This window comes from Streptomyces sp. Z26 (genome assembly GCF_003665095.1).
Taxonomy (GTDB): Bacteria; Actinomycetota; Actinomycetes; order Streptomycetales; family Streptomycetaceae; genus Streptomyces; species Streptomyces phytohabitans.
Genome location: NZ_RCHV01000002.1, coordinates 3028424 through 3050312, shown reverse-complemented (window position 1 = coordinate 3050312; position 21889 = coordinate 3028424). Strand labels below are relative to the sequence as shown.

Sequence of the window (21889 nt, the reverse complement as noted above, 5' to 3'; positions counted from 1 at the left end):
CGGACGACCCCCATGCGTAACCCCCATGCGGGACGCCCTCACGCCAGGACATCCGACCGCCCCTCTCGCGTGGACGTCCGGCTTGTGGACGTCCGGCTTGTGGACGTCCGGCACGTGGACGGTCGGGTACCCGGCCCCTCGGGCTGCGGCCCCCGATCACTGCCGCTGGTGGTGCTGCTGCCCGGGTGCGGGAGGCACGTCCCGCGGGCTCAGATCCAGCCGTGCTCGCGGGCCAGCAGGGCCGCCTGTGCCCGGCTGGCGGCGCCGAGGCGGTGCATCAGGTCGGCCACGTGACGGCGGTACGTCCGTACGGAGATGCCCAACTCCCGGGCGCCGGACTCGTCCTTGCCGACCGAGATCATGGAGACGAGTACGCGCCGTTCGCGTTCGGAGACTTCGGGCGTACGTGTGGCGGCGCGCCCGTCCAGGGCGGTGAGCAGGTCCTCGGCCTGCGCCCAGATCCGTTCGAAGAGGGCCACTATCGGGGTGACGAGGCCGGGTTCGTGGGCGAAGAGGGCGCCGCGTCCGGGCTGCTCGGTGTCGACGGGGATGACGGCGGTCCGGGCGTCGTAGACCAGGACGCGTTCGGCGACCTCGGGGGTGACGCGGAAGGAAACGCCTGTGGCGGCGAGTTCGCGCAGGTGGGCCACGGAGGCCGGATGGTGCAGGGCCGCGGTGGGGACGACGCTGCGCAGCCGTACACCGTGCCGTAGGGAACGCAGGTCCCTCGCGCGGGCCCGTTCGAGGTCACCGGCCGTCGGCGCGGCGGTGGGCTCGACGGACAGGATCTCCTCGCGCGCGAAGAACGCGAGATCGTCGACGCGGCTGAGGATCCGGTCCGGTTCGGTCACCCGCTCGACGCCGCGCGGCGCCCCCGTACGTGGTGCGGCGGTTGCCGTCGTGTCGCGCGTCGTGGCGGGAGCCGGGGCAGGGGCCGGGACGTGGGGCGGTCGGTGCGTGGCGCCTGCCGCCGCACGCCCGTCCGCCGTGGTGCCCGCACCGGCACGCGCACCCGTACCGGCACCCGCGCCCGTACGCGCGTCGGCGCCCGTACCCGCGCCCGGGGCACCCTCACCCGCGCCCGGGGCGTCCGTGCCGGGGGCCGCCGCGTCCGCCCGTGGCGGGGCCGCTTCGGGCCCGGCGGCGCGGGGGGCGGGAAGGGCCTGCATCTCCGCGCGTAGAGCCTCGATGACCGGGCGGATCCTGGTGACGCGGCGCAGCTCGTCGTGGAGTTCGTGCATGCGCTGGTCCATGAGCCGGGCCATGGCGGTCTCCGGGTCCTCCGGCGCGTACCCCGAACGGGCCGTGGCGTCGCGGCGCAACAGGCCTCGGGCGACGAGCCGTTCGACCGCGCCCGGCACGGCGTCCGTACCGACGTGCGGCACGCATGCGGGGCCGTCGAGGAGGGCGTCCGGGTGGCGCAGGAAGTACCGGTACGTCTCCTCCTCCTCCGGGGAGACCCCGAAGGCGGACATCGTGTGTGCGGCCAAACCGGTCCCCCGTCGCGTGGCTGTGCGGAGCCGGTGCGCGAAGCACCGGCTGGTCTGCCAACGCGCAGATTAGGGCCTGGTGTGCCCTGGTGGGGAGCCTCGGTACCGCACGCACTCCAAGGTATGAACGAATCACGAAAATGCCTGCGCCACGCCTGTTCGCGTGCGGAGGCACAAAAAGGAGAGCCCGCGCTCGCGCGTGCGGGAGGCCCGTACGGCCGGTCGGCGCGTACGGGCCCCGCGTGTCCGGGTCAGCCCGCCCGGTACGCCTGCCACGCCTCGTTCATCCGCGTCACCTGGCCCGCCGTGAACTGGGTCATGCACGCGTCGTACGAGTAGTCCATGAAGTTGTGGATCGGGTCCGTGCCCTCGGCCGGGCACGTGTCGGCGCCCTCGGGGCAGCCGGACGCGGGCTCGCTCTCGGCCGGGGTGTCGTCGACCTCGTCGCCCGGCTCGGCGCAGCCGCCCTGGAAGGTGTGGTACAGGCCCATCCAGTGGCCGACCTCGTGGGTGCCGGTGTCGCCCTCGTTGTAGTTCTCGGCGGAGCCGCCCGGCAGCGAGGTGTCGAGGACGACGACGCCGTCGTCCTCGGGGTAGCTCTCGTACGAGCTGGGGAAGGTCGCCCAACCGAGCAGGCTCTGGCCGAGGTTGGCGGTGTAGAAGTTCAGCGCGTCGGCGCCGCCCTCGCGCAGCGAGGACTTCATGGCGGTCTCGGCGGAGGAGCCGGGGGCGAGGCCGTTGTACCAGTCGGCGTTGTCGGTGTACGTGGTGCCCGCCAGCTCGAACTGGTACGGGGAGGCGTTGTTGCCCTCGCCCTCTCCCGCGTAGGCGGCGTTCAGCACGTCGATCTGCGCGGCGATGGCGGCCTCGTCGACCTTGCCGGTGGCGCCGTCGTGGACGACGTGGAAGTACACGGGGATGGTGACGTCGGCGCTGGAGGGCAGCTGGAGCTTGCCGGCGGCGCGCAGCCGGTCGAGGCGGTCGCGCAGGTCGGCCTCCATGCCGCGGGCCTCGCGGTCGCTGACGGCGTTGGGCTCGTGGGCGACGCCCTCCTCGCCGTACGCGCGGGCGTTGGGCGCGGCCTCGGTGGCGTGCCCGTGGCCGTGACCGTCGGCGGCGGCCGTGGTGGTCGTGTCGGCGCAGTCGGCGGCCTGCGTGCCCTGCGCGCTCTGGGCGGCGGTCGCGGATCTGTCCGTGCCGCCGGGGGCGTGGCCGGGATCGGCGGCGGGGGCGGAGAGGGGGGTGAGGGCGAGCGTTCCGGCCACCGCCGCCATGCCGAGGGCACGGGTGCGGGCGCGCGGGGATATGCGGGCGAACGGGCTCATCGGAGCTCCTCCGGGACGTGGATGTGAGGGATTCCTCGTCGTCTCGGCGGAGGCTAGGAGTTCCGTACGGGGGCGGGGAGGCGCGATCCAGCCCAATCGTTTCTGCACCCGGGCGCGCCGAGGGTGGGGCGATTTGGCCGTGACTGGGCGGGCATGGCCCGCCGCCGTGGGGGGCGAAGGGGTCGATTCGCGCCGTGGTGGCCCCGGCCGTCGGAGGCACGGGCTGGCCGGTTACCCCTCTTGTGCGGGAGTCGTCCGGTGTACGTGGCCGGGTCCGCGTACGCGCCGGGGCCGTTCGCCGTACGCGTGCCCGCGCCCGCCGCCGGGCGCCCGCCCGTACGCCGTCGCGCCCCCCCCGGCACCCGCGCCCGCGCCCGTCGCCCCGCCGTACGCCGTCGCCCTCGCGCACCCCCGCCCCGCGCCGGTCAGCCCCGGCCCATCGTCCGGTCCACGGCCACCTCGATGAGGACCCGCCGCGGGTTCGGCCGGGGGTCGCGCCCGTAGCGTTCCGCGAAGCGCCGTTCGGCGTCCGCGATCAGCTCCGGCTCGGTGCGTACGGTCGCGCGCCCCTCCAGGGTCGACCACCGGCGCCCTGCCACCTGGCAGAGCGCCACGCGCATGCCGTCGGGCCCGGCGGCCCGTACGTTGCGCACCTTCTTGCTGCCTCCGCTGGCGACGACGCGGGCGGTACGGGTCTCCGGGTCGTACGTGACGGAGACGGGTACCACGTGCGGCGTGCCGTCGGGCCGGAACGTCGTCAGGGTGGAGTGGTGGGGCTCGCGCCAGAAGGCGAGGAGCGCCGGGTCCTCGGTGGTCGTCACGGGGAACGAATGTAGCCGCTCGTGAGTTGAGTGGAATAGACTCAACTTGTTGCAGGTTGAACATGGCAAGTCACATCAGTCAGTGAGCACCGGAGCGCCGCACGGACGGCGCCGCGCACCAGCCGTACGCCACGGGACGAGGAGGAACGCAGCACAGTGGACGCCGAGCTGACCAACAAGAGCCGGGACGCCATCAGCGCGGCCAACGACAAGGCCGTCACCGGCGGGCACCCCGACATCACCCCGGTCCATCTCCTCCTCGCCCTGCTGGAGGGCGAGGACAACGAGAACGTGCAGGACCTGATCGCCGCCGTCGACGTCGACCAGGCGGCCCTGCGCGCGGACGCCGAGCGGCGGCTCGCCGCGCTGCCCAGCGTGCGGGGCTCGACCGTCAGCCGCCCGCAGCCGGACCGCGCGCTGCTGGCCGTGATCGCGGACGCCGCGCGGCACGCCAAGGAGCTGGGCGACGACTACGTCTCGACGGAGCACCTGCTCATCGGCGTCGCCGCGAAGGGCGGCCCGGTCGCGGAGCTGATGCGCGCGCAGGGGGCGACGGACCGGAAGCTGCTCGACGCGTTCGAGAAGTCGCGCGGCGGCCAGCGGGTCACGAACGCGGACCCGGAGGGGACGTACAAGGCGCTGGAGAAGTTCGGTACGGACTTCACCGCCGCCGCCCGCGAGGGCAAGCTCGACCCGGTGATCGGCCGGGACCAGGAGATCCGCCGCGTGGTGCAGGTGCTGTCGCGCCGCACGAAGAACAACCCCGTGCTCATCGGCGAGCCCGGCGTGGGCAAGACGGCCGTGGTGGAGGGCCTGGCCCAGCGGATCGTGAAGGGCGACGTGCCCGAGTCGCTGAAGAACAAGCGGCTGGTCGGGCTGGACCTCGGCGCGATGGTGGCGGGCGCGAAGTACCGGGGGGAGTTCGAGGAGCGGCTGAAGACGGTGCTGGCGGAGATCCGGTCCAGCGACGGCCGGATCATCACGTTCATCGACGAGCTGCACACCGTCGTCGGCGCGGGCGCGGGCGGCGACTCCGCGATGGACGCGGGCAACATGCTGAAGCCGATGCTGGCCCGGGGCGAGCTGCGGATGGTGGGCGCGACGACCCTCGACGAGTACCGCGAGCGGGTCGAGAAGGACCCGGCATTGGAGCGCCGTTTCCAGCAGGTGCTGGTGGCGGAGCCGACGGTGCCGGACACGATCGCGATCCTGCGCGGGCTGAAGGGGCGGTACGAGGCCCACCACAAGGTGCAGATCGCGGACGGCGCGCTGGTGTCGGCGGCGGCGCTCTCGGACCGTTACATCACGTCCCGCTTCCTGCCGGACAAGGCCATCGACCTGGTAGACGAGGCGGCGTCGCGGCTGCGGATGGAGATCGACTCGTCGCCGGTGGAGATCGACGAGTTGCAGCGTGCGGTGGACCGGCTGCGGATGGAGGAGCTGGCCCTCGCGAACGAGACGGACCCCGGCTCCGTGCAGCGGCTGGAGCGGCTGCGCCGTGAGCTGGCCGACCGCGAGGAGGAGCTGCGCGGTCTGAACGCCCGCTGGGAGAAGGAGAAGCAGGGCCTGAACCGGCTGGGTGAGCTGAAGGAGAAGCTCGACGAGCTGCGCGGCCGGGCCGAACGGGCCCAGCGCGACGGCGACTTCGAGGGCGCCTCCCAGCTGCTGTACGGCGAGATCCCGGACCTGGAACGGGAGCTGGAGGAGGCCAGCGCCGCCGAGGAGGAGGCCGCCGCCTCGCAGCGCGGGGACGACGGGCACGCCGCCAAGCAGACGATGGTGAAGGAGGAGGTCGGTCCGGACGACATCGCGGACGTCGTCGCGTCCTGGACGGGCATCCCCGCCGGGCGGCTGCTGGAGGGCGAGACGCAGAAGCTGCTGCGGATGGAGGACGAGCTGGGCAGGCGGCTGATCGGCCAGACGGAGGCCGTACGGGCGGTGTCGGACGCCGTACGCCGTACGCGCGCGGGTGTCGCGGACCCGGACCGGCCCACGGGCTCGTTCCTCTTCCTCGGCCCGACGGGCGTCGGCAAGACCGAACTGGCCAAGGCGCTCGCGGACTTCCTCTTCGACGACGAGCGGGCCATGGTCCGCATCGACATGAGCGAGTACGGCGAGAAGCACTCCGTCGCCCGGCTCGTCGGCGCGCCCCCCGGCTACGTGGGCTACGAGGAGGGCGGCCAGCTCACCGAGGCGGTGCGGCGGCGGCCGTACACGGTGGTGCTGCTGGACGAGGTGGAGAAGGCGCACCACGACGTCTTCGACATCCTGCTCCAGGTGCTCGACGACGGTCGGCTCACGGACGGGCAGGGCCGTACGGTCGACTTCCGCAACACCATCCTCGTCCTCACCTCCAACCTCGGCAGCCAGTTCCTGGTCGACCAGTTGGAGAAGCCGGAGGCGAAGAAGGCGAAGGTGCTGGAGACCGTACGGGCGTCGTTCCGGCCGGAGTTCCTGAACCGGCTGGACGACGTGGTGGTGTTCGACGCCCTGGGCCCGGACGAGCTGGGCCGGATCGCGGCGCTCCAACTGAAGGCGCTGCAAAGGCGGTTGGCCGACCGGCGGCTCACCCTGGACGTCACCCCGGCGGCGCTGCACTGGCTGGCCGAGGAGGGCAACGACCCGGCGTACGGGGCGCGTCCGCTGCGGCGGCTCGTACAGACCGCGATCGGGGACCAGCTGGCGCGGGAGATCCTGGCGGGCGACGTCCGGGACGGCGACACGGTGCGGGTGGACCGCGTCGACGGCTGGGAGGGGTTGAGCGTGGCGCGGGCGGAGGGGTGACGCGGGTGCCGCCTCCCGTCCGGTGACGGGCGCGGGGGCGGCCGGAGCCGGGGGCCGCGGCGGGCGTACGGCGACGGGCCGTGACGGGTGCGGTACGGGACGCCCACCGCGCCCGTCGTCCACCCGTCGCCCGCGCGCGACCCGCGTCCGGGGCGCCCGAAATTCACGTCGCCACTGGTATGGACCTGGCAAATGGCGCGGGGCTACGCTCCAGCTGGCATCGGTTAAGAGCGCTCTCAACTGTCTGCTGTTCCACCCCACTTCCTGGAACACAGAAGGGTTCCTCCCTTGAGACGTATGAGACGTAAGACAGTCCTGCGTGCCCGCGTTTCCGCGATGCTCGTCGCCGGTGGCCTGGCCGCCGCGGCCTTCATCCCCACCGCCACCGCCACCACCTCCGATGCGGATTCCGCTTCCGACTCCGCTTCGACCTCGGCCGCGGCGAAGCCCGCCTCCGACGCGCTGCTCTCCGCGATGCAGCGCGACCTGGGGCTGACGAAGAAGCAGGCCACCGTCCGCCTCGCCGCCGAGAAGAAGGCGACGGCCGCCCAGGACGACGCGCGGCGCGCGGCGGGCGCGTCGTACGGCGGCTCCTGGTTCGACACGGAGCGCAACACCCTCGCCGTCGCCGTCACCGACGAGGCGAAGGCCGACGCCGTGCGGAAGACCGGTGCGAGCGTCCGCGTCGTGGAGCACAGCGCCAAGCGGCTCGCGGCGACGATGAAGAAGATCGACAAGCTCTCCGTGCCGGCGGGAGTCAGCAGCTGGCAGGTCGACGACCGGACGAACCGCGTCGTGGTGAACGTCGTCGACTCGAAGGAGTCGGACGACGACGTCCGCGCGTTCGTCGCGGACGCGCGCGAGAGCGGCCCCGTCACCGTGGCGAAGGTCGCGGAGGCACCCCGTACGACCGCGGCCGGTACGGTCGGCGGCGACCCGTACTACACCGGCAACGTCCGGTGCTCCATCGGCTTCTCCGTGCACGGCGGCTTCGTCACGGCGGGCCACTGCGGCCCGAAGGGCCAGGCCGTGAACGGCTGGGACCGCTCGCGGATCGGCGAGTTCCAGGGCTCGACCTTCCCCGGCAACGACTACGCGTGGGTCAACGTCGCCAACGGCTGGTGGACCGAGCCCGTCGTCCTCGGCTGGGGCACCGTCTCCGACCAGCTCGTGCGCGGCTCGAACGAGGCCCCGATCGGCGCTTCCATCTGCCGTTCCGGTTCCACCACGCACTGGCACTGCGGCAACATCCAGGCGAAGAACGTCACCGTCAACTACTCGCAGGGTCCCGTCTACTCCATGACGCAGACGAGCGTCTGCGCCGAGGGCGGCGACTCCGGCGGCTCGTACATCAGCGGTGACCAGGCGCAGGGCATCACGTCGGGCGGCTCCGGCAACTGCTCCAGCGGCGGCACCACCTTCTTCCAACCCCTCAACCCGGTGCTGAGCAAGTACGGCCTCACGCTCCACACCGCCTGACCCGGTCACGTCCGGCCGGTCGCGCGGCACCCCGCGTCTGACCGGCCACGCGGGACCACCCGTACCCGTACGCGCCGCGCGCCTCTTCCCCTCGGGGACGGGGCGCGTGGTGCGTGTGGGGCGGGGGAAGGTTTTCTGCACCCGGGCGGCAGGTCGTCCGGGCACACGCTTGCGTTGTCCGGGCCGTCATGGGAGAGGATGGCCGGAACCGTATGAAGGGAATTCCACGGTGAGCATCGACCCGTCCTCGATTCCGAATTTCGGGGGCCAGCAGCCCGACCCGCAGCAGGCGAGCGGCCCGGCCGGCCCCGTCATCCCCGACCAGGACCTGGTCAAGCAGCTCCTCGACCAGATGGAGCTGAAGTACGTCGTGGATGACGAGGGGGACCTCGCCGCGCCCTGGGAGGAATTCCGCACGTACTTCATGTTCCGTGGCGAGGGCGACCAGCGGGTGTTCTCGGTGCGGACGTTCTACGACCGCCCGCACTCCATCGACGAGAAGCTCCCGCTGCTCGAGTCGATCGACGACTGGAACCGCCGCACGCTGTGGCCGAAGGTCTACACGCACACGCACGACGACGGCACCGTACGGCTCATCGGCGAGGCGCAGATGATGATCGGCACCGGTGTCTCGCTGGAGCACTTCGTGTCCAGCACCGTCAGCTGGGTGCGGGCGTCGATCGAGTTCGACAAGTGGCTCGTCGAGCAGCTCGGCCTGGAGAAGGACGCCGGGTCCGGCTCGGACGCCGACGCCGGCGCTGAGGCGGACGCCGCCGACGCCGCCGCCGAGTCCGGCACCGAGGCGGACGCGTCCGGCAAGGACGCCGACGACCAGCCCGGTGAGGACACCGGCAAGAGCTGAGTCGCCCCCCCCGGCGGCCCCGGCTCCCACGACAGCGCCCCCGGCGGCCGTTCGCGCCGCTCCGGGGGCGCTGCCGTGCCCGCGCCCGTACGCCCGCCGCCGGTACGCCCGCCGGGCCCGTCAGCCCGTCAGCCCCTTGAGGCGGCGGACCGCCTCCCGCAGCACCTCGTCCCGCTTGCAGAACGCGAAGCGGATCAGCGAGCGGCCCGCCGACGGGTCATCGTAGAAGACCGCGGTGGGTACGGCGACGACGCCGCAGCGTTCCGGCAGGGCCAGGCAGAAGGCGACGCCGTCCTTCTCGCCGAGCGGGGAGATGTCGGCGGTGACGAAGTACGTGCCCTGCGGCCGGTGGACGGCCAGCCCCGCCTCCGCCAGCCCGTCCGCGAGCAGGTCCCGCTTCGCGCGCAGCCCCTCGCGGAAGTCGTGGAAGTACGCGTCGGGGAGCCGTAGCGCCTCCGCGATCGCGTACTGGAACGGGCCCGCGCTGACGAACGTCAGGTACTGCTTCGCCGTCCGCACCGCCGCCACCAGCTCCGGGCAGCCGGTGACCCAGCCGACCTTCCAGCCGGTGTACGAGAACGTCTTGCCGGACGACGAGATGGACACCGTGCGGTCGCGCATGCCGGGCAGGGAGGCGAGCGGGACGTGCTCGCCGTCGAAGACGAGGTGTTCGTAGACCTCGTCGGTGACGACCAGGAGGTCGTGGGCGACGGCGAGTTCGGCGAGGGCGGTGGCCTCGGCGCGGGTGAGGACCATGCCGGTCGGGTTGTGCGGCGAGTTGAGGAGGAGCAGGCGGGTGCGGGGTGTGACGGCGTCCCGGAGCGCGTCGAGGTCGGGCCGGAAGTCCGGGGCGTGGAGGGTGAGGGGGACGCGGGTGGCGCCGGCCATGGCGATGGAGGCGGCGTACGAGTCGTAGAACGGCTCGAAGGCGATGACCTCGTCGCCCGGTTCCAGGAGGGCCAGCATGGAGGCGGCGATCGCCTCGGTGGCGCCCGCGGTGACCAGGACCTCCGTGTCGGGGTCGAGGTCGAGGCCGCGGAAGCGCCGTTGGTGCTCGGTGACGGCGAGGCGCAGCTCGGGGACGCCGGGGCCGGGCGGGTACTGGTTGCCGCGGCCGTCCCGCAGCGCCCGTACGGCCGCCTCCCGTACGGACTCGGGGCCGTCGGTGTCGGGGAAGCCCTGGCCGAGGTTGAGCGCGCCGGTGCGGACGGCGAGCGCGGACATCTCCGTGAAGATCGTCGAGCCGAACTCCGTGAGGCGGCGGTTGAGCGGCGGGCGTCCTGGCGTGGCGGTCATGGCCGCCATCCTCGGGGAAGCCGCGGGCTTCCTCAACAGGGCTCGGGCGGGGTGGGGCCGGGGACGCCGGGCGGGTGCGCGGGCCGTACGGGTCAGGGGGCGCCGTCCGCGTCGAGGACCCGCGCCGCGTACGCCGCGAGCTGGGCGCGTACGGCCTCGGGCGACGCCCCCTCCGCGCCGAGCAGGTGCTCGACGAGGTCGGCGCGTACGGCGGCGAGCAGGGCGTGGGCGGTGAACGCGCAGGCGTCGAGGGGCTGTTCGGGCGCCTCGGGCGCGCCGGTGTCCTCGCGCGAAGCGGGCCCGCGCAGCAGCAGGAGGGTGTCGCGCAGGGTGCCGTGCCACCAGGTGTAGTGGGTGGCCTCGTACGGGCTGCCGCTGCCCGTCTCCTCCAGGGCGCGCGAGAGGTGGCGGTTCGCGAGCTTGAACGTGAGGAGCGCGTCGAGGAGGGCGAGGACGCGGCGGCGGGGGGCGGTCCGTGGCCCGAGGGGCGCCGGGCCGTGTTCGACGGCCTGCCGGAGGGAGTCCGTACGCGCCTCGAACAGGGCGCGGACCAGGCCGTCGCGGTCGCCGAACCGGCGGAACAGCGTGCCCTTCCCGACGCCCGCCGCGGCGGCGACGTCGTCCATGGAGACGGTACGGGCGCTCTCGGAGTCGGTGAAGAGGGCGTCGGCGGCGGCGAGGACGGTCTCGCGGTTGCGTACGGCGTCGGCTCGGGGCCTGCGGTCGGGCATGGGCGCGGGGCCTTCCGGTTGCTAAACGGACTGACGGTCCGTATGTTGGGGGTTGAAGCGGACTGACGGTCCGCATTCTATCCGCACGGACGGGACGGGACACCATGAGCGAACGACGCACCGGGCACACGACGCCGGACACCCCCACGGACCCGGCGGTGCCGGGCGAGCCCGCGGAGCACGCCGAACACGCGGATCACGCCGAACGCGCGGAACTCGCCGACCCCGCCGAGCTGTTCCGGCACGGGCTGCGCCTGCTGCTGGACAAGGACATCGACGGCTGGGTGGCCCTCTGGGACGAGGACGGGACGATGGAGTTCCCCTTCGCCCCGCCCCGCGCGCCCTCCCGGCTGGACGGCCGGGCCGAGGTCGCCGCGTACATGCGGGAGTACCCGGACCAGGTCGACCTGCGCGCCATCCCCCACCTGGAGATCCACCGCACGCAGGACCCCGGGACGATCGTGGTGGAGATGCGGGCGACCGGTCGGCTGGTGGTCACGGACAGCCCGTACGAGATGGCGTACGTGGCCGTGGTGACCGTACGGAACGGCCGCTTCCACCACTACCGCGACTACTGGAACCCGCTCGGCCTGCCCGACTCCTGGCACGCGGAGGACGCCACGGACGCCACGGCCGCCGAGGGCACCGCCGCGTGAGCGCCCGTACGGCACCGGCCGCCGCCCGCGTCCTGGTCACCGGCGCCACCGGCAACACCGGCGGCCCCCTCGCCCGGCGCCTCGCCGCCCTCGGCCACCCCGTCACGGCCGCCAGCCGCGGGGCCGCGACGGTCCCCGGCACCGGTACGGACCCCGGCGCCCGTACGGCCGACGCGCCCGCCGACGCGCCCGTGCGCGCCGTCCGCTTCGACTGGGCCGACCCCGGCACGTACGACGCCGCGCTGCGCGACGCCGACCGCGTGTACCTCGTCGCGCCCGCCTACGACCCGGAGCCGGACGCCGTCATGGTGCCCTTCCTGGCGCGGGCGCGCGCGGCGGGCGTGCGCCGGGCGGTGCTGCTCAGCTCCAGCGCCGTCCCGGCCGGTGGCCCGGGGCTGGGGGCGGTGCACCGGGCGCTGGCGGACACGTACGAGGAGTGGGCGGTGCTGCGGCCGTCGTGGTTCATGCAGAACTTCACCGGCGGGCACCCGCACGCGGAGAGCATCCGCGGCGCGGACGAGATCGTCTCGGCGACGGGGGACGGCCGCGTCGGCTTCATCGACGCGGCCGACATCGCGGCCGTCGCCGCCCACGCCCTCACCGCCCCCGTGGCGCCCCGCGCCGACCTCGTCCTCACCGGCCCGGACGCCCTCGGCTACGCCGACGTGGCGGCCGTCGTCGCCGGGATCACCGGGCGGCCCGTACGCCACCGGCCGCTGTCCCGGGGGGAGTTGCGGGACCGGCTGGCGCGGGACATGCCCGTGCCGTACGCGGAGCTGCTGGCGGACCTGGACGACGGGATCGCGCGCGGCGCGGAGGACCGTACGACGGACACGGTGGAGGAGCTGACCGGGCGGGCGCCGCGGTCGTTCGCGGCGTACGCGGCGGCGCACGCCGCGGACTTCGGCTGAGGGCGCGCGGCGCCGGGGGCCGGGTGCGCGGGGCGGCGCGCTTCGGGCCGCGCGCGCCCGTGGATTGTCGGTGGCGGCTGCCAGACTGCCCGGCATGATCGATCACATGTCGCTCCAGGTGCGGGACCCCCGGGCCGTCGGGGCCTTCTACGACGCGGTGCTGGCGCCGCTCGGCGGCAGCCGGGTGCGGGAGTTCGGGCCGGTCGTCGGGTACGGGGTGGGGGACCGGCCGACGTTCTGGATCGGACCGGCCGGGGCGGACGGCGCGCCGCGCGAGACGCACGTCGCGTTCACCGCCGCCGACCGGGCGGCCGTCGTGGCCTTCCACGAGGCGGCGACGGCGGCGGGCGCGGAGACGCTGCACGCCCCGGCGCTCCACCCCGAGTACCACGCGTGCTACTTCGCGGCGTTCGTCCGCGACCCGGAGGGCAACAACGTGGAGGCCGTCTGCCACCTCCCCGACTGACGACCGGCCCGACGACCGGCCCCGACGACCGGCCCGGCGCGTACGGGTCTCACGCACGACCGTGGCCGACGCGGTCGAGGACCGCGAGGACCGTACGCGCCTGGTGCCGCACCTGGTCGTCGAGCGGCACCCAGCGCGTCTGGAACTCGCACTCGAAGGCCGCGCACCACGCCGACACGATCCCCGCCAGCTCCGCCCGCAACTCCCCGGCGGCGCGGCCCGGTACGCCGTCGAGCGCGCCGAGCAGCATCGCGGCGGCGCGCAGCGGGATGCGCCAGGTGACACCCGCGAAGGAGGCGAGGTGCCCGGCGGTGAGCGCGGGTGGCGCGGGCACCCCGGCGCCCGTCCCGGCGCCGTCCGCACCGTCCGCGCCCCGGCCCGTACGGGCGCCCGCGCCGCCCGGTCCCGCGTACGGGCGCGGGCCGGGTGCCGTACGGGTGCCGCGCGCCGCCACGCCTCCGGCCACGTCCCCGTACGCCGTGCCCCCGCGCCCCGTCTCCCCGTACGCGCCCGGCCGTCGGCCGCCACCGGCCGCCCCGCCGACCACCGTCGCCCCCGCCCCGAGCCCCGCCCACCCCGGCGCGGGCACCCGCGCCGCGTCCGGGCCCGGCACCCGGGCCTGTGCCTGCGCCCGCGACAGGCGCGTCCAGTCGTCCGCCAGCCCCGGGCACACCTCCACGGCCGCCTCCGCGCCACGCAGCACCGGCGCGTGCTCGACGGGCACCAGCGGGCGCGCGCGGTCGAGCAACGCGGCGACGCGCCGCCCGCGCCGCCGCAGCCGCAGCGCGGCGCCGCGTACGGCGGGCCCGGGGTCGGGCACGGGCGTGCAGTCGTCCACCAGGCGACTCGCCCACATCGGCGCCTCCACGACGGCCGTCATGCCGCCGTACCGGTGCGGGTGGTACCAGGTGGAGCGCGCCGCGTCCTCCTGGAGGCTCGCGAGGCGTTCGGGAACGCCCGGTTCGGGCATCACGAACACCCCGGGGCCGGGACTCGGCCAATACAGCGTGTCGATGCTGCCGATCTCGACCGGGATTCCCAGATCCGCGGCGGACTTTGCGAACGGTTCCGGCAATCCGGGCACCGCGCGGGTGAGTTGGACCCAGCTTCCGCCGACGTCGTTCGCGTGCAGGGAGCATTGCAGGAAAGGGCGTATTTCGTCGATGACGGTGAGCAGGGCGCGGCTTTCCGGGAGTAATTCACCGTCGTTTCCGGTGAGGGAGGGCGCCCATTCCGGCTGCTCCTTTCCGGGGGGCCGGAAGAACGGCCGGTGGTAGCCGAGCAGGGTGTTCCGGCTGGTTCCCGCGACCGTCGCGGAATCCGTTCCCGTGGCCCCGTGCTCGTTCACCCGGGCGCCGTCCGGATCGAGGCAGAGCAGGAAGTGCCAGCGGACGTCGTGGGACCCGTCGCCGCGCAACGGCCTTTCGCCCACGACGTGTTCGGCCAGCCGCAGGGCGGTGGCGCCGCCGACCCGTTCGTTGGCGTGCGGCCCCGCGACCACCAGCACGTCGCGGTGGCCGTCGGGGCGCGCGCGGACACCGGGGCCGTGCCGGGTGTCGGGGGCCGTATCCGGGGTACCCACGGACAGCAGCAGCAGTTCCTCGCCCGCGCGCGAGGTGCCGACCCGGCGTACGCCGGTGCGTGCGGGATGGCGGGAGGCGAACGCGCGGGCGCGGAAGTGGAGTTCCGACACGGTCGGATAGTCGTTGAACGGCGGGACACCGTGCGGGCGCAGGGTTTCGCTCAACGGGGGAATGCCTCACTTCTCTGCCGGGCTCTCTGCGGGCGATTTCTCAGCGGGCGGGGGGCGGTGGCGCGGAGCAGAGGAACAGTCGGGCAGAAACGACCGAAAGGCGCGAGGGCGGTCCGTGGACGCCCCCGAACACGACGGGGGCGCCCCGGGCCGGTCAGCTGTTACTGGTGCCGCTGAGTCCGGTGGTCTCTTTCTTTTCGAGCGGCCTTATCTGGATCTTCTGGGCCACTTCCGGCTCCTTCCACTTCAACCGGCCCAGGATAAGGACCGGTTGACCGCGCTGGCGTGTTTGTGTGGTGCAGCCTTGTCAGTAGTCCATGGCGCTGGGCACAGTGTCAAGATGTCTTTCGGTCGCGAGGGCGAAGGGACGGGGAAAACGCGTGGCGGTGACAATCGACGCGATACGAAAACCGCGGGTCAAGCCCGAGCATCGGCCGTACCGGACCGTGGACGGGAATATCCGCATAGGCAGCGTCATCTACGGTCTCGGCGCCGAGATCAGCGACCCCGACGGCTGGATCTGGACGCTCACGGAGGCGATGGACGGCGCCCGTTCCCCGGCGGAGGTCGCCGCGGCCGTACGGGTGCGGCACCCGTGGCTGCCCGCCGCCGACGTGGTGGAGGCGATGGGGGAGCTGCTGGCGGCGGGCTTCCTGGAGGACGCGGGGGCGGGGCCGCCGGTCGAGCTGTCCGAGCGGGAGCACAATCGTTACGCCAAGGGCGTTCCGCTGCTTCGCTGGATGGACCGCCAACCGCGCGCCAGCGCCTGGGAGTTGCAGCTGCGGCTGCGCCGGTCCCGGGTGCTGCTCGTCGGCGTCGGCGGGACGGGGAGCTTCGCCGCGCAGGCCCTGGTGTCCTCCGGGGTCGGCCTGCTGCACTGCGTCGAGCCGGACGTCGTGGAGCTGTCCAACCTCAACCGGCAACTCCTCTTCCGCGAGGACGACATCGGCTGCCCCAAGCTCGACGCGGCCCTCGCGTCGCTGCGCGCGCTCAACTCCGACGTGGCCGTCACCGGCGAGCGCCGCGCCGTCGGCGGCCCGGACGACCTCGCCGCCCTGCTGGCCCCCGGCTACGACCTGCTGGCGCTGTGCGCCGACCACCCGGCGGAGGTACGGGGCTGGGCCAACACCGCCTGTCTCGCGGCCGGTACGCCGTGGGTGGACGGCGGTTACCGCGGCCCGCTGGTCTCCGTCGGCGTCCACGTGCCGGGCCGGGGCGCCTGCTGGGAGTGCCACCGCGCGGGCGACCGCGAACGCCGCGACCTGCGGCTGGGCCCGGACCAGGGGGAGGAGGCCGCCTCGCCCCGCATGCCGTGGAACCCGGTCAACGCCGTCACCGCCGGGCTCTCCGGCAGCCTGCTGGCGCACGCGGCGCTCGCGCTGCTGACCGGGGTCCCGGCCATGGAGCCGGGATTCCGCTTCGGTCTCAACCTCGTCCGGCCCGAGGAGCCCGCCGTCGACCGCTTCGGCCGCCGTACGGACTGCCCGGCCTGCGGCGGTGCGCAATGCGACACAGTGTCAACACGGAGGGATTGAACCGGAGTTCAGCGGGAACGTTCCGTCTTATCACTCGCGCGACGTGTGGTGGGTAGCCGGTCGGACGAAGGGGGACGCCATGGCCGCGGGGATGATCACCGTGGGGCTGTCGGGGCCGACGTGCCCGCCGCGGCCACCGGACGCGCCGCGGGCGGCGGTCGGGGCCCACGGGCAGCGGGGCCGCGGCGATCCACGCGTCCCCGGCGCGGCCCGTCCCCCGCGCGCTTCCCGCGCTTCCCGGCGCAGACGGGCGTGAGCGGGCGCGCACGACTCCGCGAGCGCTGCTTTTCCCGCGGCGCGCGAAACCGGGGCCTCCGTTCGCGGAGCTCCCTGAAACGATTGCTCGCGGATGAGCCGTAATCCCTTGGTGGGCTTTCGAGTTGAACAGTTGCGCAGCCGAGCCCCCAAGCGGATGGAAACCCGGCGAAGATGGGTAAAACGCTGTGGTCCCGGCGCATTCCGTGATTCGGTGAATCCCACCCTCAACTGCGCCTTGCGGAGCCGACCCATGCTCACTTCTCTCAAGACCGCGTACAGCGACACCCGCGCGGGCGACCTCGCTTGGGCGCTGGGGCGCGAGCCGTTGCCCGCGCTCGCCGAACTCGACCTGGAACTCTCCGGCGCCCGCGTGCGGTTGCGCCTGCTCGGCGCCTCCCACCAGGTGCTGCTCGACGAGGAGCACGGCTCGTGCTCGGAGACGGTGGCGTGCATGCCCGGCAGTACGGCGCCGCTGCCGCTCGGCGTGTCGAAGCGCATAGGCGCGTGGGAGTACGAGTTCGCGGCGCGCGTCGAGACGTTGTCCGCCGGTTCGTTCCTGGGGCGCACGCAGGAGTTGCTCGCGCTCGTGGCCGACCATCCGAACGGCCTCGCGGGCACCTTTCCGGGAAGTCCGACGGCTTTCACCGCGCTGCTCGTCCAACGGCACGGCGAACAGGTCGCGTGGCGCACCTGGCATTCCTATCCGCAGGAGGGCCGGCTGGTGTCCACCCGGACGCGGGTGGGCGTACGTACGCACGACGCGGCCGAACAGGCGTTGGTCTGAGTACGCCCCCGGGAGTTCGCGTGTTCCCGTGTGTGTGAACGGAACATTCGGGTGGACGACTTGTGCGCGGTTCGTGTGACGTAGGTTCCCCACATGATCGACCGGCCCAGCAATCCCGCGCGGCTGCCCGTACCGGCCGGGTTCGGACGCGGTGTCGTGCTCGTCTCGGTGTTCGTGTGCGCCGCCTGCGGGCTGGTCTACGAGCTGGAACTCGTCGCCCTGGCCGCGTACCTGGTGGGCGACTCCGTCACCCAGGCGTCCGTCGTGCTGTCCGTGATGGTCTTCGCGATGGGCGTCGGCTCGCTGCTCGCCAAGTGGCTGTACGCCCGCGCCGCGGTCGGCTTCGGCCTGATCGAGGCGCTGCTCGCGCTCGTGGGCGGGGGGTCGGCGATGGCGCTGTACGCCGCGTTCGCCTGGTTCGACGAGGCGCGGGTGCCGATGGTGGGCTTCTCGTTCGCGATCGGGGTGCTGATCGGCGCGGAGATGCCGCTGCTGATGACGCTGATCCAGCGCATCCGCGCGCAGGACCCGGGGGTGGCGCTGGCGGACCTGTTCGCCGCGGACTACGTGGGCGCGCTGCTGGGCGGGCTGATGTTCCCGTTCCTGTTGCTGCCGTTCTTCGGGCAGTTGACCGGCACGCTGCTGACCGGGGTGGTGAACGCGGTCGCGGGCGGCGTCGTCGTGCTGTGGCTGTTCCGCCAGGACCTGTCGCGGCGCGGCCGCTGGAGCCTGCTCGCCGTGAACGGCGTGGTGCTGGTGCTGCTGCTCGTGGGCACCGTGTTCGTGGCGCCCTTCGAACGGGCCGCGCGGGAGGCCGTGTACGGGCCGGACGTACGGGTCGCCACCCGCTCCGACGTGCAGGAGATCGTCCTGACGGGGGACGGGCGGCGCGAGCTGGAGCTGTTCCTCGACGGGCGGCTGCGGGTGGCGGCGCGCTACGAGGAGCGCTACCACCAGTCGCTGGTGCGCCCCGCGATGAGCGGCGGCCCGCACGCCCGCGTGCTGATCCTCGGCGGCGGCGACGGGCTCGCGCTGCGCGAGGCGCTGGCGTACCCGGACGTGCGGTCGGTGACCGTCGTCGAACTCGATCCCGCGCTGGTCGAGTTGGCCCGCGAGGACGAGCAGCTGCGGAGGCTGAACCGTTCCGCCTTCGCGGACCCGCGGGTACGCGTCGTCACCTCCGACGCCTTCGACTGGCTGCGCGACCGGGCCCGTACGCGCGCCGACCGCGGCCATGTCGCGCCCGGCGGCCCCGGCACCCGCGGTCCCGCCACCCGCAGCACGTACGACGTGATCGTCTCGGCGCTGCCGGACCCGCGCATCTCGGCGAACACCAAGCTGTACTCGCGGGAGTTCTACGGCCTCGCCGCCCGCGTCCTGGCCCCGCGCGGGCGCGTGGTCGTCCACGCGGGCGCGCAGGACCTCGGTTCGCGCGCCTTCTGGACGGTGGAGTCGACGATGCGCGCCGCGGGCCTGCGCACCACCCCGTACGCCGTGCCGGGCCGGACACCCGCGCACACCTCCGACGGGGACCGCGGGCACCGCAGGGAGGGGAACGGGCGGCGGCACTGGAGCTTCGTCCTCGCGTCGGGGCACCACACGGGGGAGCCACCACCCGTACGGGTCGCCGCGACCGGCCGCGACGGCGACCCGCCCCGGCCCGAGGCGCTCGCGCCCGGCAGGCTGCGGGAGGCGGTGAGCCGGGCGCAACGCGCGCGGATCGGCGGGCTGCCGCCGTCGTCCCTGATGCGGCCGCGGTTCTGACGGCCCGCGCGGGCGCCGTACGGGCGCGGGTGACGTACGTACGGGCGTCGTACGGCCGGGGCGCGGGCGGTGCGCGGCGCGGCGGATGTGCGGTCGGGCACATGCGCGGGGTGCGGTGGGTAGGCTCCGGCCTATGGAGCATGAGGTGTACGTCCCGTTCCCGGTCGGCTCCGTACGGGCCGCGCTCGCTGAGCGGACCCGCGTGACGCGCTGCGTCCCGGGCCTCCAGCTCGCCGCCGCCGAGGGCGCGGGTGACGCGGTCGAAGGGCGGCTGCGGGTCCGCGTCGGCGGCTCCACGATCACGTACCGGGGCAGGCTCCGGATCACCGCGCAGGGCGACGGGTTCACCGCCAGGGGCACCGGCGAGGAGGTACGGGGCAGCGGCACGGTGAAGGTCCGGCTGAAGGTCGTGCCCCGACTCGCGGACGACGGCCGGGGCACCCGGCTCGTCTGCACCGGCAAGGCGACCGGTGACGGGCGGCTCGCCGACCTGGAGGCCAAGGTGGCGACGGCGGCCGGGCACCGGCTGCTGGATCGTTTCGCTCAGGCCCTCGCGGACAGCCTGCGCGCCGAGACGCCGGACGGCGCCACGGAGCCGGGGACGACGGGTACGCCGGAGTCCGGGTCCGGGACGACGGGGGCTGAGGCTCCCGCCGGGGACGGGCCGCGGCCCGACGGCGCCGCGGAGGCGGCGGGCGCCACGGGCGGCATCGGGGAACCCGACGACAACGACCGCGCGATCCCCGGCATCCCCGGGCCCGAGAAGGGCGACGCGGACCGCGCCGGGAGGGACGGCGCCGACGGTACGACGGAGCGGGACGGCGACCGTACGTCCGGGGAGCCGCCCGCCGGGACGGACGCGGACGCGGGTACGGAGGCACCCGCGGGCTCCGAGGCCGACGCCGAGACCCCCTCGGACACCCCCGCCGCACCCGACACCCCGGAGGGCGCCGACGACGCCCCGGCGCCCGGCACCGGGCCCACCACGGGCGGCGTCTTCGACGCCGAGATCCCGCCGCCGTCCCTCGACCCGCGCGCCGACGCCGGTGCCGACACCTACGGCACGGGCGCCGGCTCCGGTACGGACGACGACGCCGACCACGCCGGGGAGGCGACCGCCGAGGCGGCGCACGCCCGGCGCACCATGATCGGCCGCAGCGCCGAGGAGGTCGACCACGCGCCGCCCCGTGGCCGGTACGCCCCCGTGCCCGCCCCGGAGGACGCCGCCGCCACCGCCACCCTGCGCTGGGCGGCCCCGGCCGCCGCGCTGGTCGTCGCCGGTGCGGTGGTCCTCGGCCGGGCCCTGCGCCGCCGCCGCTGACCGGCCACCCCGTACGCGCCCTGCCCCGTACGCGCGCCGGCCACGTACGCCGCTCGCCGTACGGCCGGACCGCCGCCGCGCGGTCCGGCCGGTTAGGGTCGGCCCCATGGACCGTCACCACCCCGACGCGGCCGTCGTACTGCGCGCCGCGGACACCGAGTTGCGCGTCGACCCCGGGAACGGCTGCCGCCTGACCTCGCTCACGACGCGCGGTACGGAGCTGCTGCGGCAGGGCGCGCGGTACGGCTCGTTCGTGATGGCGCCGTGGTGCGGCCGTACGGACCGGGGCCGGTTCCGCAACGGCCCCGACCTGTTCCAACTCCCGGTCGACGCCGACCCGCACGCCCTCCACGGCACCGTACGGAACGCCCGCTGGCGCACCGTACGCGCCGACGGGCGCTCCGCCGCGTTCACCGTCGACCTGACCGAGCCCTGGCCCTGGGAGGGCCGGGTCACGCAGCTCGTCGAGCTGGCCGAGGACGGTACGGGGCTGACGTTGACGCTGGGTGTGGAGACGCGGGGCGACTCGTTCCCGGCGCAGGCGGGCTGGCACCCGTGGTTCCTCCGGAACCTGGGCGCGGGCGGCGAGGACGTGCGGATCGACTTCGACGCCGAGTGGCAGGAGGAGCGCGGCCCCGACCACCTGCCGAACGGGCGGCGCGTCGCACCGCGCCCCGGCCCGTGGGACGACTGCTTCGGCATGCCGCGGGGCGTCGACGTGACGCTGACCTGGCCCGGCGAGCTGGAGCTGCGGCTGACCGGCCGCGACGAGTGGGTGGTGGTCTACGACGAGCAGCCGGAGGCCGTCTGTGTCGAGCCGCAGTCCGGCCCGCCCAACGGGCTGAACACGCTGCCCCGCTTCGTCACCCCCATCGAGCCGCTGGAGATCGCCACCACCTGGAGCTGGCGGCACCTGTCATAGGCTCGACGCCATGAGCGACGTGAACGACGTGAGTGGTGTGAGTGACGTGAGCGACGGCGACGACCCGACGGGCGTACGGGCCGAACTGCTGCGGCAGATCCGGGACAAGGCCGTCGTGCACGGCCGGGTGACCCTCTCCTCCGGCATCGAGGCCGACTTCTACATCGACCTGCGCCGCATCACCCTCGACGGCACGGCCGCGCCGCTCGCCGGACAGGTGATGCTCGACGTGACCGCGGACCTGGAGTACGACGCCGTGGGCGGGCTGACCCTCGGCGCCGACCCGGTCGCCACGTCCATGCTGCACGCCGCCGCCGCGCGCGGGCGTTCGCTGGACGCGTTCGTCGTACGGAAGGCGGGGAAGGCGCACGGGCTCCAGCAGCGCATCGAGGGGCCGAGCATCGCGGGCCGTCGAGTGCTGATCGTCGAGGACACCACCACCACGGGGAACTCGCCGCTCACCGCCGTCGAGGCGGCGCGCGAGGCGGGCGCGGAGGTCGTCGCGGTGGCGTCGATCGTGGAGCGCGGCGCGGCCGGGGCGATGCGCGAGGCGGGTCTGCCGTACCTCTACCCGTACGACCTGAGCGATCTCGGGCTGGGGTGAACGACCGCGCTCCGGGCGGGGGTTGACCCGCTGCGCCCCCACCGTGGGCGGGCCCCGCCGCCGGGCCCTACCACCGGGGGTTTCACGTGAAACTCCCGCCGGGGTGGAGTCCGTGAGGGTGTCTGGA

The 21889-nt window shown here is 74.2% G+C and carries 18 protein-coding genes; 12 read left to right on the top strand and 6 right to left on the bottom strand.

The genetic code is table 11. The annotated features are described in order from the left end of the window. Window positions 1-209: 209 nt before the first annotated feature. From D7M15_RS29005 to D7M15_RS13510, 3 genes are all read right to left on the bottom strand, one after another. Window positions 210-1490, bottom strand: coding sequence for a LuxR C-terminal-related transcriptional regulator (locus D7M15_RS29005; RefSeq protein WP_240649298.1), 1281 nt, complete (start codon window positions 1488-1490; stop codon window positions 210-212). A gap of 251 nt (window positions 1491-1741) precedes the next feature. Then, entirely contained in the window at window positions 1742-2815 is a 1074-nt protein-coding gene (locus D7M15_RS13515; RefSeq protein ID WP_121517738.1) for a zinc metalloprotease, read from the bottom strand. A 425-nt stretch (window positions 2816-3240) separates the two neighbouring features. After that, window positions 3241-3636 carry a TIGR03618 family F420-dependent PPOX class oxidoreductase gene (locus D7M15_RS13510; RefSeq protein WP_121517737.1) on the bottom strand — a complete coding sequence of 132 codons (396 nt, stop codon included), beginning with the start codon at window positions 3634-3636 and terminating at the stop codon, window positions 3241-3243. Window positions 3637-3792: 156 nt separating this feature from the next. Between D7M15_RS13510 and clpB the strand changes: the two genes are divergently transcribed. The 3 genes from clpB (at window position 3793) to D7M15_RS13495 (ending at window position 8761) form a co-directional block, all read left to right on the top strand. Further along, window positions 3793-6420 (top strand): ATP-dependent chaperone ClpB, encoded by a 2628-nt coding sequence (gene clpB / locus D7M15_RS13505; protein WP_121517736.1) that lies wholly within the window; start codon window positions 3793-3795, stop codon window positions 6418-6420. Between the two features lie 297 nt (window positions 6421-6717). Further along, window positions 6718-7899, top strand: a complete 1182-nt coding sequence (locus D7M15_RS13500) for a S1 family peptidase (protein ID WP_121517735.1) — start codon at window positions 6718-6720, stop codon at window positions 7897-7899. A gap of 229 nt (window positions 7900-8128) precedes the next feature. Further along, a complete protein-coding gene (locus D7M15_RS13495) occupies window positions 8129-8761 on the top strand; it encodes a YbjN domain-containing protein (RefSeq protein WP_165906250.1) in 633 nt (210 codons plus the stop codon). A 120-nt stretch (window positions 8762-8881) separates the two neighbouring features. Here the strand turns inward: D7M15_RS13495 and D7M15_RS13490 are convergent, their stop codons facing one another. After that, window positions 8882-10057: a pyridoxal phosphate-dependent aminotransferase gene (locus tag D7M15_RS13490; RefSeq protein ID WP_121517734.1), complete on the bottom strand. Its 1176-nt coding sequence runs from the start codon at window positions 10055-10057 to the stop codon at window positions 8882-8884. A gap of 92 nt (window positions 10058-10149) precedes the next feature. Further along, complete coding sequence (locus tag D7M15_RS13485) at window positions 10150-10788, bottom strand: TetR/AcrR family transcriptional regulator (RefSeq protein ID WP_121517733.1); 639 nt, start codon at window positions 10786-10788, stop codon at window positions 10150-10152. A 104-nt stretch (window positions 10789-10892) separates the two neighbouring features. Here D7M15_RS13485 and D7M15_RS13480 point away from each other — a divergent pair, with 104 nt between their 5' ends. The 3 genes from D7M15_RS13480 to D7M15_RS13470 all read left to right on the top strand — a co-directional run bounded on the left by D7M15_RS13480 (window position 10893) and on the right by D7M15_RS13470 (window position 12821). Next, window positions 10893-11444, top strand: coding sequence for a nuclear transport factor 2 family protein (locus D7M15_RS13480; RefSeq protein ID WP_121517732.1), 552 nt, complete (start codon window positions 10893-10895; stop codon window positions 11442-11444). Then, window positions 11441-12355 (top strand): NAD(P)H-binding protein, encoded by a 915-nt coding sequence (locus D7M15_RS13475; RefSeq protein WP_206337364.1) that lies wholly within the window; start codon window positions 11441-11443, stop codon window positions 12353-12355. The genes D7M15_RS13480 and D7M15_RS13475 overlap by 4 nt, the downstream gene beginning before the upstream one ends. 94 nt (window positions 12356-12449) lie before the next feature. Further along, entirely contained in the window at window positions 12450-12821 is a 372-nt protein-coding gene (locus D7M15_RS13470; protein ID WP_121517731.1) for a VOC family protein, read from the top strand. 49 nt (window positions 12822-12870) lie between these two features. Here D7M15_RS13470 and D7M15_RS13465 read toward each other — a convergent pair whose 3' ends face one another. Beyond that, complete coding sequence (locus D7M15_RS13465) at window positions 12871-14514, bottom strand: M14 family zinc carboxypeptidase (RefSeq protein ID WP_127201748.1); 1644 nt, start codon at window positions 14512-14514, stop codon at window positions 12871-12873. Window positions 14515-15020: 506 nt separating this feature from the next. Here D7M15_RS13465 and D7M15_RS13460 point away from each other — a divergent pair. The 6 genes from D7M15_RS13460 (at window position 15021) to pyrE (ending at window position 21762) form a co-directional block, all read left to right on the top strand. After that, complete coding sequence (locus D7M15_RS13460; protein ID WP_240649297.1) at window positions 15021-16109, top strand: ThiF family adenylyltransferase; 1089 nt, start codon at window positions 15021-15023, stop codon at window positions 16107-16109. 508 nt (window positions 16110-16617) lie between these two features. Continuing rightward, a complete protein-coding gene (locus D7M15_RS13455) occupies window positions 16618-17151 on the top strand; it encodes a DUF2617 family protein (protein WP_121517728.1) in 534 nt (177 codons plus the stop codon). Between the two features lie 93 nt (window positions 17152-17244). Beyond that, the gene (locus D7M15_RS13450) at window positions 17245-18915 is read left to right on the top strand and encodes a polyamine aminopropyltransferase (protein ID WP_121517727.1); all 1671 of its coding nucleotides are present in this window, start codon (window positions 17245-17247) and stop codon (window positions 18913-18915) included. Window positions 18916-19048: 133 nt separating this feature from the next. Beyond that, entirely contained in the window at window positions 19049-20236 is a 1188-nt protein-coding gene (locus D7M15_RS13445) for an SRPBCC domain-containing protein (protein ID WP_121517726.1), read from the top strand. Window positions 20237-20342: 106 nt separating this feature from the next. Further along, a complete protein-coding gene (locus D7M15_RS13440) occupies window positions 20343-21158 on the top strand; it encodes an aldose 1-epimerase (RefSeq protein ID WP_121517725.1) in 816 nt (271 codons plus the stop codon). A 10-nt stretch (window positions 21159-21168) separates the two neighbouring features. Beyond that, window positions 21169-21762, top strand: coding sequence for an orotate phosphoribosyltransferase (gene pyrE, locus D7M15_RS13435; protein ID WP_121517724.1), 594 nt, complete (start codon window positions 21169-21171; stop codon window positions 21760-21762). Window positions 21763-21889: the final 127 nt, after the last annotated feature.

Excerpts from the sequence above, each read along its gene's own strand:
- D7M15_RS13515 (WP_121517738.1), bottom strand. The coding sequence starts at position 2,815 with ATGAGCCCGTTCGCCCGCATATCCCCGCGCGCCCGCACCCGTGCCCTC.
- D7M15_RS13440 (WP_121517725.1), top strand. The coding sequence starts at position 20,343 with ATGGACCGTCACCACCCCGACGCGGCCGTCGTACTGCGCGCCGCGGAC.
- D7M15_RS13485 (WP_121517733.1), bottom strand. The coding sequence starts at position 10,788 with ATGCCCGACCGCAGGCCCCGAGCCGACGCCGTACGCAACCGCGAGACC.
- D7M15_RS13500 (WP_121517735.1), top strand. The coding sequence starts at position 6,718 with ATGAGACGTAAGACAGTCCTGCGTGCCCGCGTTTCCGCGATGCTCGTC.
- D7M15_RS13445 (WP_121517726.1), top strand. The coding sequence starts at position 19,049 with ATGGAGCATGAGGTGTACGTCCCGTTCCCGGTCGGCTCCGTACGGGCC.
- pyrE (WP_121517724.1), top strand. The coding sequence starts at position 21,169 with ATGAGCGACGTGAACGACGTGAGTGGTGTGAGTGACGTGAGCGACGGC.
- D7M15_RS13455 (WP_121517728.1), top strand. The coding sequence starts at position 16,618 with ATGCTCACTTCTCTCAAGACCGCGTACAGCGACACCCGCGCGGGCGAC.
- D7M15_RS13450 (WP_121517727.1), top strand. The coding sequence starts at position 17,245 with ATGATCGACCGGCCCAGCAATCCCGCGCGGCTGCCCGTACCGGCCGGG.
- D7M15_RS13470 (WP_121517731.1), top strand. The coding sequence starts at position 12,450 with ATGATCGATCACATGTCGCTCCAGGTGCGGGACCCCCGGGCCGTCGGG.
- D7M15_RS13480 (WP_121517732.1), top strand. The coding sequence starts at position 10,893 with ATGAGCGAACGACGCACCGGGCACACGACGCCGGACACCCCCACGGAC.
- D7M15_RS13490 (WP_121517734.1), bottom strand. The coding sequence starts at position 10,057 with ATGACCGCCACGCCAGGACGCCCGCCGCTCAACCGCCGCCTCACGGAG.